The 14,426-nt window shown below is 51.4% G+C and carries 12 protein-coding genes; 2 read left to right on the forward strand and 10 right to left on the reverse strand.

All coding sequences use genetic code 11. The annotated features are described in order from the left end of the window. Positions 1–35: 35 nt before the first annotated feature. Together CRG97_RS24185 and CRG97_RS24190 are read right to left on the reverse strand one after the other, a co-directional pair. A complete protein-coding gene (locus tag CRG97_RS24185; RefSeq protein WP_098748264.1) occupies positions 36–1,262 on the reverse strand; it encodes an amidohydrolase in 1,227 nt (408 codons plus the stop codon). Positions 1,263–1,295: 33 nt separating this feature from the next. Then, positions 1,296–1,982: an ankyrin repeat domain-containing protein gene (locus tag CRG97_RS24190; RefSeq protein ID WP_343225209.1), complete on the reverse strand. Its 687-nt coding sequence runs from the start codon at positions 1,980–1,982 to the stop codon at positions 1,296–1,298. Between the two features lie 125 nt (positions 1,983–2,107). Here CRG97_RS24190 and CRG97_RS24195 point away from each other — a divergent pair, with 125 nt between their 5' ends. Next, positions 2,108–2,977 (forward strand): LysR family transcriptional regulator, encoded by an 870-nt coding sequence (locus CRG97_RS24195; protein WP_098748265.1) that lies wholly within the window; start codon positions 2,108–2,110, stop codon positions 2,975–2,977. Between the two features lie 82 nt (positions 2,978–3,059). Here the strand turns inward: CRG97_RS24195 and CRG97_RS24200 are convergent, their stop codons facing one another. The 8 genes from CRG97_RS24200 to CRG97_RS24235 form a co-directional block, all read right to left on the reverse strand. Continuing rightward, positions 3,060–4,910 carry an ABC transporter ATP-binding protein gene (locus CRG97_RS24200; RefSeq protein WP_098748266.1) on the reverse strand — a complete coding sequence of 617 codons (1,851 nt, stop codon included), beginning with the start codon at positions 4,908–4,910 and terminating at the stop codon, positions 3,060–3,062. Next, positions 4,894–6,669 carry an ABC transporter ATP-binding protein gene (locus CRG97_RS24205; protein ID WP_098748267.1) on the reverse strand — a complete coding sequence of 592 codons (1,776 nt, stop codon included), beginning with the start codon at positions 6,667–6,669 and terminating at the stop codon, positions 4,894–4,896. The genes CRG97_RS24200 and CRG97_RS24205 overlap by 17 nt, the downstream gene beginning before the upstream one ends. Before the next feature lie 290 nt (positions 6,670–6,959). Continuing rightward, complete coding sequence (locus CRG97_RS24210; RefSeq protein ID WP_098748268.1) at positions 6,960–9,017, reverse strand: HelD family protein; 2,058 nt, start codon at positions 9,015–9,017, stop codon at positions 6,960–6,962. Between the two features lie 202 nt (positions 9,018–9,219). Continuing rightward, entirely contained in the window at positions 9,220–10,053 is an 834-nt protein-coding gene (locus CRG97_RS24215) for an ABC transporter permease (RefSeq protein WP_098748269.1), read from the reverse strand. Beyond that, positions 10,050–11,006, reverse strand: a complete 957-nt coding sequence (locus tag CRG97_RS24220) for an ATP-binding cassette domain-containing protein (protein ID WP_098748270.1) — start codon at positions 11,004–11,006, stop codon at positions 10,050–10,052. The genes CRG97_RS24215 and CRG97_RS24220 overlap by 4 nt, the downstream gene beginning before the upstream one ends. A 61-nt stretch (positions 11,007–11,067) precedes the next feature. After that, positions 11,068–11,886: an NAD(P)H-binding protein gene (locus tag CRG97_RS24225; RefSeq protein ID WP_098748271.1), complete on the reverse strand. Its 819-nt coding sequence runs from the start codon at positions 11,884–11,886 to the stop codon at positions 11,068–11,070. A gap of 53 nt (positions 11,887–11,939) precedes the next feature. Further along, the gene (locus CRG97_RS24230; protein WP_098748272.1) at positions 11,940–12,830 is read right to left on the reverse strand and encodes a helix-turn-helix transcriptional regulator; all 891 of its coding nucleotides are present in this window, start codon (positions 12,828–12,830) and stop codon (positions 11,940–11,942) included. A gap of 271 nt (positions 12,831–13,101) precedes the next feature. Then, positions 13,102–13,860: an MBL fold metallo-hydrolase gene (locus CRG97_RS24235; protein WP_098748273.1), complete on the reverse strand. Its 759-nt coding sequence runs from the start codon at positions 13,858–13,860 to the stop codon at positions 13,102–13,104. A 124-nt stretch (positions 13,861–13,984) separates the two neighbouring features. Here CRG97_RS24235 and CRG97_RS24240 point away from each other — a divergent pair, with 124 nt between their 5' ends. Continuing rightward, a complete protein-coding gene (locus CRG97_RS24240; protein WP_098748274.1) occupies positions 13,985–14,416 on the forward strand; it encodes an Lrp/AsnC family transcriptional regulator in 432 nt (143 codons plus the stop codon). The last annotated feature ends 10 nt before the right edge of the window (positions 14,417–14,426 follow it).

The following is a 14,426-nucleotide window of genomic DNA, read 5'->3' on the forward strand; positions in this document are numbered from 1 at the left end:
CCGGAAAAGTCCGGCATGCAGCGGCTGTTTCTTTATCATGATTCGTAAACCGGTTTTCCCTTGAACAACACGGCCCGGCGGCGTGACCGTCTGGCAACGGCTTCTGCGGAGCAGCTGGCTTCTACAATCACCGCGTCTGCCGCATCCCCGACGTTAGGCCAGGCATAGCGGCCGTTCTGGTCTAACGGCGTCACTCCTCCCGTAATAAACCCGAGAGCCTGTCCGAGCGAACGCTCATCGGACATATGGAAGCGTTCGGCCAGCGTGCCCGCTTTGTCCAGATTATCCCCTTTGCCGAACGGGGACCAATGGTCCATTATACTGTCTTGCCCAAGCGAGATGTCTACGCCGCGGCGGTGCAGCTGCGGAATCGGAATGGTTCGTCCAAGCGGTCCGGAAGAGGTGACCGAAATCCCCAGATCCGCCAACCGAATCGCCACCTCATCCACTTCGCTTGGTGAGACGTCCGCGAAGGCCAGCGCATGGCTGAGCGTGACTCTCCCATTCCAACCCGCCTCTTCCGTAAGGTCAGCCACGCGCTTAAAGGTGTTCAGCCCGACATGTGACGACTCATGCAGGTGCAGGTCAATGCCGGCGTTGGCTTCAACAGCCAGCTCCATCACGGTGTTCAGTGATTTCTCCATGTTCTCATCCACCGTTGTGGGATCCAAGCCCCCAACCAGCGCTGCGCCGTTCCGGAGCGCATTCCTGACCAGAGAGACGGACTGGCTGCGAAGCAAGCCGTGCTGAGGAAATGCTACAATCTCAACAAAAGCTTTTTCCCTGTATCCTTCAACCGCCTGCAAGGTGGCCTCCAAATTTCTCAAGCCGACAACAGGATCCACATTGCAATGGGAGCGAATATGGGTAGACCCGTAACGCAGCAACAGATCCAGCAGTCCCTCCGCTCTTTCCTTGGCGGTAGGAAGAAGCTCGGGAAGCAGCCTCTCTTCCTCCTCGATTCGGCTGAAGATTCCGTTAGCCGGACGGCTCGGTGCCTTCCATGGGCCACCATAATAGGTTTTGTCCAGGTGGATATGCATATCTCTAAAGGATGGGAGCATCAGATCACCGTTCATGTCCCGTGTCGGCAATAACGTGTCAGGCAAAGCATCCGCAGGGCGGATCTCGGAGAAAGCCCCATTCTCTATTTTCACATGAAAAAGTCCCGTTTCGGTTCCGATCACGACGTCATCCTCGTAGCGGTAACCCGTCTCCAGACGGACATGCAGCAGCCAATACGCATTACTCTGTTCAATCATAGTGTTCATCCCCTTCTCGTTTATACCTGCCTTCTATTTGCCTCGCTCTTCGTTTACAGCGCCCAATAAGATGTGTTCGATTTTTTGGTATCCCCGCTCCCTGGCATGCTGCAGGGGAGTTACGCCATTCCCGTCGGGAAGCCCAGCGTCCGCCCCATGCTCCAGCAGCAGCTTCACGATGCGCTGATAATTCTCACTGCCGTCACCGAGAATGACAGCCTCGAGCAGCGCGGTCCAGTTCAAGTTATTAATATGGTTCACATCGATGTCGGTCCGGGTCAGCAGCTCTTGAACAATCTCCACATGTCCGCGGTCGGAGGCCGGTATGAGAGCCGTCCCGCCAAAACGATTGGTCAACGTCACATTCGCATCGGCTTCGATCGCCAACCGCAAAATTTCCACCATTCCTTCTGCACCGGCATACAAAAATACATTATTCAGTTGCTTATCTCGAATATTGATATCAGCGCCAGCCTGGATCAAAGCCTCTACCGTTCCGACATGATTGTGGTAGGTTGCAGCCATTACCGCTGTTCTTCCCTGCTCATCCGTCGCATTGATGTTTGCGCCGGATTGAAGAAGCTGGCGTACTTGCTCCGTATTGCCTTGCTTCGCATATTCAATGAGTTCACGATCCATATTCTGCACCTCTTCTTTCTCCAGATTAGGTTGACAGGCCGACAGGAAAAGGATCAATAGAACCGCTGATAAACGCAGCACTCGATGCTCCCTCCTCTTTCTATCGTGTATATTGGTATGCTAACATGAGACAGAACCATATGAAAAATACTTAAAAAATTGAATTCACTAAGGTTTTTCATATACAAGGAGGGTTGCATCAACCTATGGACATCAGACAGCTCCGGTATTTTATTGCCATCGTTGAGGAAGGTACGATCTCGCTTGCCGCCAACCGGCTTCATATATCACAGCCGCCTCTCAGTCAGCAGCTGAAAGCGATGGAGGAAGAGCTCGGGTCCGTCTTGGTATATCGTAGAGGAAAGCGGCTGGAAATCACCGAATCGGGTAAAGCGCTGTATAAATATGCGCTCCAGATGACCCAGCTCATGGAAGAGGCCAAAGCCGAGGTTAAAGAGGTCGGGAACGGCGATAAGGGAACACTGAGTCTTGGCATCAATACATTATCTTCGGTTGAACTGCCGTCATGGCTGCATGAGTTCAAAGCAAGATATCCCCAAGTTTCATATAAAATTCAGCAGAACGAGTCGTATCAGCTCTGTGAGCTTGTGAGAAACCGCTCGCTCGAATTAGCGATCGTCCGCCTGCCGCTCGAATTGGATGATTTCTCGATCCTCCATCTGCAGACAGAGCCTTTTTATATGCTCACCTCAGAGCCATCCATCGAACAGGAGATAACACTCCCTCATATTGCGCAGTATCCGCTCATTCTGCCAAGCACGGAAGGGTTGGGCGTGTATTATACGATCCAGATGGCTTTCTCGGAACAGAAACTCCAGCCGAACATCGCAGCCGAATGCTCCGACATTTCGCTGTTGCTGCGTTTGGTCGCTTCGGGTTTTGGCGTGGCGATCGTTCCCGAAACGCTGGTCAAGCAGCACTTGCCTGCATCTGTTCATGCTTTCAAAATCAAGGACACCCCGGCTGCGGCTTCCACAGCCTTGATCTGGCTGAAAGATCATCACGTCTCCAGAACGGCTCTGAACTTCATTGACTTGTTGACAAGCGCCTTATAAATACTTCTTCCATGATCGGCCTCTCATAAAAAAGAGGACAGAGCTAATGAAAGCTCCGTCCTCTGGCAAAAAATTAATGCTGTTACCTTGTACGATACAATGAACCGGCAGCCTCATGCTCCTGCTTCTGTCCTTGGGAGTGAAGATACAGCTCTTCATAATACCCATGGGAGTCCAGCAGTTCCTGATGCGTGCCTTGCTCCACGATCCGGCCTCTGCTCATGACCAAAATCCGGTCCGTCCCCATGATGGTAGATAGGCGATGGGCAATGACAAGGGTCGTTCGCCCCTCGGCCACGAGCTGCAGCGCGTTCTGGATCAGCTGCTCCGTGTGCGAGTCCAGATTGGCCGTCGCTTCGTCAAGAATGAGAATCTTGGGCTGGAACACGATGATCCGGGCGAAGGAGATCAGCTGCCGCTCGCCGGCGGACAAGCCGCTGCCCCGCTCCGACAATCGGGTGTCATAGCCTTCCTTCATCCTCATGATGATCGAATCCGCACCGATAAAGCGGCAAGCCTCGATCACCCGTTCCCTCGAGATGGTCTCGTCGAACAACCGTACATTGTCCAGCACCGTCCCGGAGTAGAGATACGGCTCCTGCTGAACAAGGCCTACCATCCGGTGCAGATCGGGCTGTGCCAGCTCCCTAATGTCGATTCCATCAATCCGAATGCTTCCTTCGTTCACATCATAGAAACGGCACAGGAGACTGATAAGCGAGCTTTTTCCCGCGCCGGTGGTACCGACGATCCCGATCATCTCTCCGGGGTTGATATGGAGATCCAGGTCCTGAATGACCGGCGCCCCGCCTTCGTAACCGAACGTGATCCGGTCAAAGTCAACGCGTCCCTTAACTTTTGCTTTCTCAATGGTCACCGGCTTGCGTTGATCGGTAACCTCAGGCTGAATCGCCAAGAGACCCCATATCCGGTTAATCGCCACCGTCGCCGATTGCAGCGTATTCCACTGCTGGGTGATCGTGTTGATCGGCTGGAAGAATAAACGGATATACGTTATGAAGGCATACAGCACGCCGAACTCCAGCGTCGTCCCTAGGACGGCTTGTCCGCCGAGCCATGTCACGAACGCAATCGCCAAGTTGTTCAATATTTCGTAGGAGCGGTTAAACAGCACATTCGTCCGGATCTCCCGAATATTGGCCTTGAAGTAAGAGCCGTTCCGTTCCTCGAACTGCTTCTCCTGCTCCTTCTGCTGATGGAAAACTTGAATCAGGTTCATCCCCGAGAGATTCTCGGCCACAAAGGCCACCAGCCGGGATAACCGCGTTCTGGCCATCTGATAGGTATGGCGCATATAACGCCGAAACGCAATGGCGATCCCCGCAATGATCGGCAGCAGGATCAAGCAGTATAAGGTCAGCGTGACATCGAGTTGGAACATCAAGACGAGAATGAAGATCAAGGTGAAGCCGTCGCGGAACAGGCTGAGCAGCACCTGGTTAAAAAACTGATTGATCGCTTCGGTATCACTGGACACATGCGTAATCAAGCTTCCGCTCGGCACTTTATCGAAATAAGACATCGACAGCTTGGATATATGGGCAAACAGCCGTTTGCGAATGCTCGCTACAATGCTCTGCCCCGCCCTTTGCAGCAAATTATTTTGCAAATAGGTGAACACCATGCTGAGCAGCGATAACAAAAAATAGATACCGCATATAAGCATCAGGCCCCGAAAATCGTTCTTGCCGACCATCAGATTATCATCGATTGCGATTTTCATCAGGTACGGCTGCAGCAGCTCTGCCGATATGGCAATCAAGGTGCAGCCGATAAACCCGGCAAAAATCAGCCGGTATTCCTTCATATAACCCGATAAAGCACGGAATGTGGATATATACTTGGGCTTGGACTGAGGGGCATTCAAATCCGCCTTCTGGTCCAGCTGCCAATTGTTAATGGCCTGTGCCATGATGCTTCATCCCCTCTTCCTGAATGTCATGCAGCGTCCGGTACAGTCCGTCCTTCGACAGCAGTTCTTCATGCGTACCCTGCTGAACAATCTCTCCCTGATCCAGGACGATGATCTCATCGGCATGTTTCAGTGCGCTGATCCGGTGAGCAATAATGATCGTAGTCTTCCCAGTGCGGATATCCCGAATCGTCTCCATGATTTCCGTCTCCGTCACCGCGTCGACGGCGCTTACGCTATCATCCAGAATGAGGATAGGTGCATCCTTGATCATTCCCCGTGCAAGGCTTGTCCGCTGGCGCTGTCCTCCGGAAAGCGTAATGCCGCGCTCCCCGAGGCGGGTTTCGAACTTATCCGGAAACTCCGCGATGTTGTCATACACCCGTGCTTTTCGCGCTGCTTCCTCAACGACAGCCGACTCCGTGTCCCGTTTATAGAAGGCAATATTCTCGCGGATGGTCGAGCTGAACAGGAAGCCGTCCTGAGGAACATAGGCGATCCCTTCGCGCAAGCTTTTTAATGTAAGCTTCCGAATATCCACGTCCCCGATCAGCACTTTTCCTGGAGGCGGATCGTAGGTACGCAGCAGCAGCTTCATCAGCGTAGTCTTGCCGCTTCCCGTTCGGCCAATGATGCCCAGCGTCGATCCAGGCGGAACATCCAGTTGAATGCCGCGCAGAACCTGTCTCGCCCCCTCCTCTTGACCATCCACACCGTCGTAGGAAAAGGACAAATCACGCACTTCAATGCCTGGCATCTCCTGATTCAGCTCCTTGGCGCCAGGCAGTTCCTTAATGTCGGCCTGCTTGCCAAGCAGGTCGTTCAATCGGTCAAGCGAAGCTCTCGCGCGCTGAACGACATTAATGACATTGCCGATCTGCTGCAGCGGATTCATCAGCATGCGAATGTAAAGCGTCAATGCGACAAAGTTTCCGACCGTAATCCGTCCCAGAATGGTCAGATAACCGCCGAATAAGAGGGCGATAATGAGTGAGGTGGCGCCCAGGAACGGAATGATCGATTGAAAGAGCGATGATACGCGTACCAGCCGCAGCTGCTTGTCCCGGATGCGGTCCACCGTCGTCCCAAAACGCCGCTTCATCGTGTCTTCCACCGCGAACTTCTTGGTGACACGGATCCCGCCAAACTGCTCCTCGGCCGATTCCGTCATCACACCCAGCGCTTCCTGTACCTGCAGCGACCTTCTTCTGATAATCGGTCCGAGCCATACGACAATAACCGGAATCAGCAGCAAAGGCGCGATGCTCGCAGCCACCAGATACAGCGGTACGTTCGTGATCAGCAGCATGACGATCGTGGAGACCAGCAGGATGGAGGAGTTTGCCGTCTGATTGATCCCCATTGAGATCGCTTCCCTTACTGTCGTCACGTCATTCATGAAATAACTTAGCAGCTTGCCAACGCCATTCTTGGAATAAAATCGCTCACTGAGCCCCGTAAAGTGGACAAACAATCGGCGCCGGTTCATAAATTCGAAATACCGTCCCGTGTACATCACCAGAAACTGGCCAATGCCGCCGATGACGGCAAAGCCGACGCCGATTCCCAGCAGCGTCCAGCTGTAGCGTACGATGCCATCGACAGACAATAAACCATCCTTCAGTTCATCCGTAAAATGGCCCAGCACCCTTGGGAAATTCACGTGAATGATGTTGGCTACCAAATGGCAGCAAATCGACAATACATAAAACGGCCACGTCTTCCTGAAAAAATCTCCGAGTATTCGATGAGAGTCCAATGTCCCATATCACTTCCTGTCTTCGTTGTTGGATTGAATAGCCCGTTACGTTTTCCTCCTTCCATACGTTTGCTGTGATACTCCCATATTAATAGGTTCTAGAAATAAATCAGTCCTCCTTCCTAACCGGCCATATGATTTATTCAAATTTAGACATACTAGAGTAACAATAATCGATGTAATTTCACTCCAATCATCTAATGAAAAAAGCCGCAAACATCGGTCGCGACTTTATCAAAAAGTGTTCTTATGGATGACATCGATGACGCTATCCTGATTCCGGCTCACGCTCACACGGCCAACCAAGGTGCCGGCTCGCCCGAATAGGTCAGCGATAGCTTATGCATGGCCCGGGTACAAGCAATGTAGAGTAAGCTTCGATCCATCTCGGAACGATAGTTTTCGGCGTCCGCAAAAGGAACGATAACCTGATCGAATTCCAGGCCCTTGGCCATATGGGCGAAGGTGATTGTAATCCCATCCTGAAAGCGGTCGCTGCTAAAATCGAGCAGATTCACGCTGCCCTCAAGCTCCCTGATAGACTCATACACCTGCCGGGCCTGCGAAGACGTTTTGCATATGATCCCCATCGTCTGCAGCCCGGAATCTAAAAAGTGACGGCTAAGCTCTTGAATGAACGCCAGCTCCTCCCGGGCGTCACGACACCGGATCACCTGCGGTTCTTCTCCATGCCGTTCCACGGGAATCATGGTGCTGCCCGGATGGATTCGCTTCGCGAGTCCCATAATCTCCAGCGTGGAACGATAGCTTTTTAACAACTCAATCGTATCGGCATATGGAAACACGCCCTTGATATCATGCAGTGAAGTGGACGTATATACGTTGACCGACTGGTTGCTGTCCCCAAGAATCGTTTTTTTGCACGTAAACCATCTGGAGAGCACGGCATATTGAATGGGTGTATAATCCTGCATTTCATCGACCAGCAGATGCTTCACCATATCGTATGCCGTCCTTCCCTCCAAATACATTTTGAGATACAGCAGCGGAAAAACGTCCGCATACTCGATCGTGTTCCTTCCGTTCATGATGAACATATCCGGTTTGTTCCTATATGAGAAGAATTCCTTGTACATGCTGAGCGCATTTTGAAATTTGAACATTTTCTTGATCGCGGCTTTGACTTTTTTGGCTTCTGCGGCTGTCAGCCTCTCTCCATCCTCCGTACGAGCCCGGCCTGACAGGATGGAGGCCGTCTTCTCCAAGCGCTGCCTGAGCGGTAGGGTCATGATGCCAAGGTAAATGTCCCTGATCTCCGAAGCCAAAATACATACGCCCTTCAGCTGAATATCCGCAGGCAGGAAGAACTGCTCATCGGCATATTTCATATAAGCCTCCAGCTCGTGCACGAAGTGCATGCCGGCCTTATACCGGATCCGTTCAATGACCTGCTCTTCATGGGTGCTCACGATTTCATTCACCTGTTCGAAGAAGGTCTGAAACTGACATAATCCGCCCAGCTCTTTGGCAGCAAGCTCCTCCATCGTAACCTCCATGATTTTCTCTTCACCAAGCTCTGGCAGAACGTTGGATATATAATCGGAGAACACTTTATGGGGGGATATAATGAGCACGTTGCTGGAAGTCAAAGTCTCCTTATGGCGGTATAACAGAAAAGCTACCCTGTGCAGAGCCACTGAGGTTTTGCCTGAGCCTGCCGCCCCCTGTATGATCAGCTCATTTGCGGTCTCGTTTCGTATGATGGCATTTTGCTCCTGCTGGATGGTAGCCACAATATTCTTCATCTTCTCGTCCGACGTGCTGCTGAGCTCCTTCTGCAGCACGTCGTCATTGATGTTCATGGAGCTCTCAATCATATATTCCATATGACCGTCTTTGATTTTGTACTGCCTTTTGACGGTAATTTCGCCTTGCATCCTGCCCATGGGCGCTTCATACGACGCAGGACCGACATTGTAATCATAGAACAAGCTTGCTACCGGCGAGCGCCAATCATAGATGAAATGCTCCTGACTCCCTCCGTCCGTGAAAGAATGGATGCCGATATAATAAGCACCTTCTTCAATCGTTTCATTCGTTCGGAAATCGACCCTACCAAAATACGGCGAGGCGAGCAGTTTGCGAATCTTTTGCAGCCTGGCCACCGTCTTCTCTCCTGTATCAATCGACAAGGAAATATCAACCCGGTTGGCTGCCCGTTCCGCCGCATCCAATTGGGCCATGTTCACCCACAGATATTTCTTCGCTTCAATGATATCCTTGTACGAATCGGACACCTTACCCTCTAATTCCTCCGATGCTCGATGAAGCTCCTTTAATACAAACTCTAGATATTCCCGCTCTGCGCTTTCGCTTGGATTCAGCATTCGGAAATTCCCCCTCTTTGCTAAAGAATAGCTTTAAGTATAGGGGTTTCCCGAAAAAAATATAGACTTATACTTTCCGTTGTAGTATTGTGTATTTATCGTGGGTCCAAAAACACCTATACGATTTACATCAACCATAATGACGATACATAGATGAAAAACCAGGCTGCATGCTCATGCAAACCTGGTTTTTTTGTGCCTCTTACCGCTCGTTTTTTGTCTGATACAGATACAGCGTAATCGGGGCGAAAATAGCGATAATCACCACGCAGACCCCGATTCCGATCATGATCACAGGCATGGTTGCCGTGCCGTTCATCAGTCCCCTGACGGTGGTTGCCGCCATGCTGATCGGATTCAGATCGATGAGAATGCCCGTCCATTTCGGCATCGTCGACGAATCCACCAGAATATTGCTGGCAAACAGCAGCGGGTATATCGCGATCATGCTGGACCCCGATACCGTCTCCGGCCGTTTGGCCACGACGCCGATCAGTGCAAATATCCAGCTGACGCTGAATGCAAAAAATAGGATGAAAGCAATGGCGAGTACAATTTGGATGACGCTGCCCTCGGGGTGGAAGCCCAGCGCAAGCCCTGTACCCAGAGCAACGATAACGCCGACCGTATAGCGTAAACCATCCGTCACGATGGAACCAAGCACGGAGGCGGGCTGCCAAAAGGGCAGCGTTCGAAAACGATTGTATACCCCTTTGGTAATATCTGAGCATATCGTGGTTCCGCTATACACCGTCATGGGAACGACTGTCAGGATCAGAATGCCGGGCAATAGGAATTGAATATAAGCCCCGGTTGACCCGGCCATTGCTCCTCCGAACAAGTAACTAAATATGAGCAGCAGCAGAACCGGCGACAGAACCGCGTCCATCACCAGACCAAATCCGTTATCCTTGGTATGCTGCCAGGTTCTCCACATAAAAATTCGAATTGCCGTCAGGGCATTGGGAGGATCAGTATCAGCTTGGCGAACAGGCAGCACGCCGTCCTTATTCGCTGTATGTTGGCTCACACTCATGGAGTACCTCTGCCTCCCTTCGACTTCGCGTGGGTCAGTGACAGAAAGACCTCGTCCAGACTCGGTTCGCTTAAGGCGAAATGTTCAATGGCGAACCCGTTCTTCATCAGCGTACAAAGGGCCTGATTCGCAGCACTTGCATCCTTCACCGGAATCTTATGTACCAACGGATGATCGTCCTGCAATACGTTCAGCGCGTGTTCCTCGTTTAACAAAGTACCCAGCTTGCGCTGATCGACCAGTTCGATGAATTGGATGGTTAACGTTCTGTTGCCAACGGAAGCCTTCAATTGCCGGGGCGTCCCTTCCGCAATCAAACTCCCCTTATCCATCACGGCAATCCGGTCCGCCAACTGATCGGCTTCTTCCAGATATTGCGTCGTCAATAGCACGGTGGTTCCCCGCTTCAAGAGAGACCTTACAACTTCCCACACTTGAATGCGGCTTTGCGGATCGAGGCCAGTTGTCGGCTCATCCAGAAAAATAACGTCGGGCTCGGTAACGATACTGGCGGCAATATCGAGCCGTCTCCGCATCCCGCCAGAGTAATGCAACACCGCGCGGTCCTTCGCTTCGCCGAGTCCAAACGATTCGATCAGCTCCTCGCTTACGGATCGAGCCATTTTCGTCGAATAACCGTAAAGCCTTGAAATCAGCTTTAAATTCTGAAGACCGGAGAGTCCTTCATCCAGTGCTGCAAACTGGCCTGTCAGGCTAATCTTTCTCCGAACGTTCCGGGCATTGCCCACGATATCAAGCCCAACCACGCTTGCGAAACCCCCATCCGGCTTAACTAGAGTGGATAACATATGGATGGTGGTTGTTTTTCCAGCTCCGTTCGGACCTAACAAGGCAAATAGCTCTCCTTGTTCCACTCGCAGATCGATTCCTCGAACGACCTCCATGCCGTTGTAAGATTTGCGAAGCTCCTTCGTTTCAATGGCGTAAGGCAAGTTTCACAACTCCTCCTCTTTCTATAAATACCGACCTACAGTATGCCATGCTGGCTTATTCTTAAAAATCGTCCAAATGATCACGGACCCAATCAGCAAGCGTGGCTGCCGGCCGCCCCGTGACCTGCTCTACCGTCGGCAATACCGTATAACCAATCTCGGGCGGATTTTTTCCCATTTGCACAAAAAATTCAATCGACTCCTCGTCATAGCCTTGCGCTCTCCATTTATCCCTCGCCTGTTCCTCGGTCAGTTCCACAAAGCGGATGTCCTTGCCTGTTACCTCGCTTATAATCCGAACCGCTTCTGTTCGCGAGTGGGCTTCCGGTCCCGTAAGGAAATATTCTTGGCCATGGTGACCTTCCTCAAGAAGTGCGGCGACGGCAACGCGCGCGATATCGGCTTCATGTATTCTCGCACTCAGCGCATGACCGAACGGCTCGCGGACGACCCCCTCTGTGCGGATCGACTCCTGCCAATCGACCAGAATATTTGCCATAAATTCGCCTGGCTTGAGCAAGGTCCATTCCATTCCGCTGTCTCGAAGGGCAGCTTCGACAGGACCTTCTTCATAGCCCACCAATACGGTTACCCGCTTTATGCCTGCCTTCTCGGCAAGCTCAATAATCCGCGGATCCGTCTGCAGGGTCCCGTATGCCTCATCACTGGAGATGATCAAATGCAGGGCCGTCACGCCTTGCATGGCGGGGATCAGGCTATCCGGGTCATTGAGATTCCCGGCAACCACCTGGACGCCCTCCGGCACTTTCGCTTGCTGCGGATTGCGTGAGATCGCTCTTACTTCTATACCTTGCTGAACAAGTTGCTGCACGATGTGCTTTCCAACGGTACCTGTAGCGCCTGTTACCAAAATCGTCATATGGAACTTCCTCCTTGAGCGTTGATTTAAGATTCATATTGTTGGATTGTTCATCATTCATAACGTTTACGTATTTCCTCCAGCTCCTGCAGCAGATCTTCTTTCAGTTCCGGCGGGGAGATAATCTCCACCTTGGAACCGTAGCTTAAGATCACCGAGATGGCATAAGCTTTGGTGTAAAAAACAGTTTGGACATCAAGAAGTCCTTCGCCGGAGATGAAGGCCTCCGGAAATTGCTCGGTCACCCGCGGTCCGGCGGAAGAATCGAAACGGAGATGAGCCTGTATACCCTGCACCGCCTCCTGATCCTCCCGCGCCAGGTTTCCTCTTGGGAGGAACGTGTCGTTGGATACTTCAAGACTGGATATGCGCGATACTCTGAAGATTCGTTTCGCCTGCTTTAACAAGCAGTAAGCCTCCAAATACCACACCCCTTGTTCCCAGTACAGCTGGAGCGGCTCCACTTGCCGCTCCGAGCAGCTGCCGGATGTGCTCGTATACTGAAGGGTCATCAGGTTCGAGCGTTCAATGGCATTTAGAATGGGCTGAACCCACGCCCGCTCATGTTCCGACGTGCTCATATCGAATAGGATTTGTTCATGACATCCTCCGTTCAACAGGGCAGGCTGCAAGGTTCCAAGCTTATTCATGATGGTGGTGTATCTCCCCTTCACAGTCCCTTCGATGCCCTTCAAAAGATTGTAGATCGTCAAAAAGTCATCAACGGAGAAGTGCTGCCTCGTCAGATAGAACCCGTTCATCAATTCAAAGCCGCCATCCGCACCGGGATAGGAAGCAACCGGAATGCCGGCCTGATTAATGAGGTCCACATCGCGGTAGATCGTACGAACCGAGACTTCATACCGGGCGGCAAGCGTCGTGGCTGTCACTCTTTTTTTGGTCAACAATTCCATCGTAATGCCTAGCAGCCTGTCGAGTTTCATCGTTAACACTCCTCGCGTTTCGTACTTTTTGACTTCTGAATCGAATGATAAATCATAAATCCTGACATCTAGTATGTCAGGATTAAATAACGTTCCTGATGGAATGGGGATTATTTTTTTATGAAAAGTAGTAGATGAGGTGGGATAACAAAAAAAGCTCCGTATTACGGAGCTTCCTGCATAGATTATATCATGTTCAAACTGTCTAACTACTACTGAAAGCATCGGCTGACGGTTAGCTTTTACCACTGCTATGTCGAGCTGTTGCGTATTACGCTTTCCATTCGACCCATTCGCCATCCTGCGGAATTTCCATTGGTGCACGCAGACCTTCCGCTGCCAGACGACCGGATAGCTCCTCTCTTGTCACAAGGCAGTGATTGATGGCTTCCATATGGACCGCAACCGCCTTTGTGTAGGGAGCATAACGCAGCAGTTCGATCACATCGTCCTCATCCATGATGATCGGATCTCCCGTGAGAAACCGGGCACCGCCGGCGTTGACCACCGTCATATCAGGCTTGTGGGCATCCAAAACTTCTTTCACTTCATCACACCAGATGGTATCGCCTGCTATATACAGAGTCGGCTGTCCTTCTGCTTTTAAAATAAAACCGGATACCTGCCCCATCATCTGACCGATCTCACCCGTGCCGTGATGACCGCCAGTTCGGATTATCGTAACCCCTTCATATTCCAGGGTTTCCTGGACTGCCGTCACCGACGTAAAGCCTTGCGATGCCAAGGTATCCTCATCTCCTGGTTGACACAGGATCGGCGTCGTCTTTGGCAGTGCATCCATAGCAGCTTGATCCCAGTGATCCGGGTGCAGGTGCGTGACCAGCACCACATCCGGACGGAGCTTGTCAGCCATGGAGAACGGCAGCGGCACAAGCGGATTCCGTCTGTCATTCGCAGTGTTAATGACCGGCGGGTTTGCCTTGGCATCGCTAAACATCGGATCGACCAGCAGTTCAAGATGGGCATACTGTATTCTTAACGTAGCATTACGTATAAGCTGAAGTTTCACTTTTATTTCCCCTTTGTTTCATTTAATATGGTTCTGAACCCATTATAGAGTACGCTAATATTCCCGCCTACAGCTTCATGAAAGAAATTAGAGGGACTCACTTTCATCGTGAAAGGAAATGACCATGCCAAGCGCTCATGAACTAGACGAAGTCGATCTTCGCATTTTACATCACCTGCTGGAGGATGCGAGTCTGTCTCACAAAGCCATCGGACAACAGGTACATTTGACAGGTCAAGCCGTCGGGGCCCGTGTTCGGAAGCTGCAGGATCTGGGAGTCATTGAAGGCTTTACGCTGCGCTGGAATCCGGACAAAATCGGTCTGACGGTTCATGCGTTTATTACCATGTTTATGGTGTTAAACACGGCTCATTCCGCCTTTGTCTCCTTTGTTCAGTCACATGACATGGTCGCCGAAACCCATCGCGTCAGTGGTGAAGGCTGTTATTGGTTAAGAGTACGGGCCAGCTCACCCAAAGAATTGAATGATTTTCTGGAAGAGCTTCTGAAGTACGGCAATTATAAAGTCAGCCTGTCCATTGATCAGGTGAAATAAAAAAGAAGAA

Origin of the sequence: Paenibacillus sp. EZ-K15, from assembly GCF_002573715.1 — a bacterium.
Classification (GTDB): domain Bacteria; phylum Bacillota; class Bacilli; order Paenibacillales; family Paenibacillaceae; genus Paenibacillus_AQ.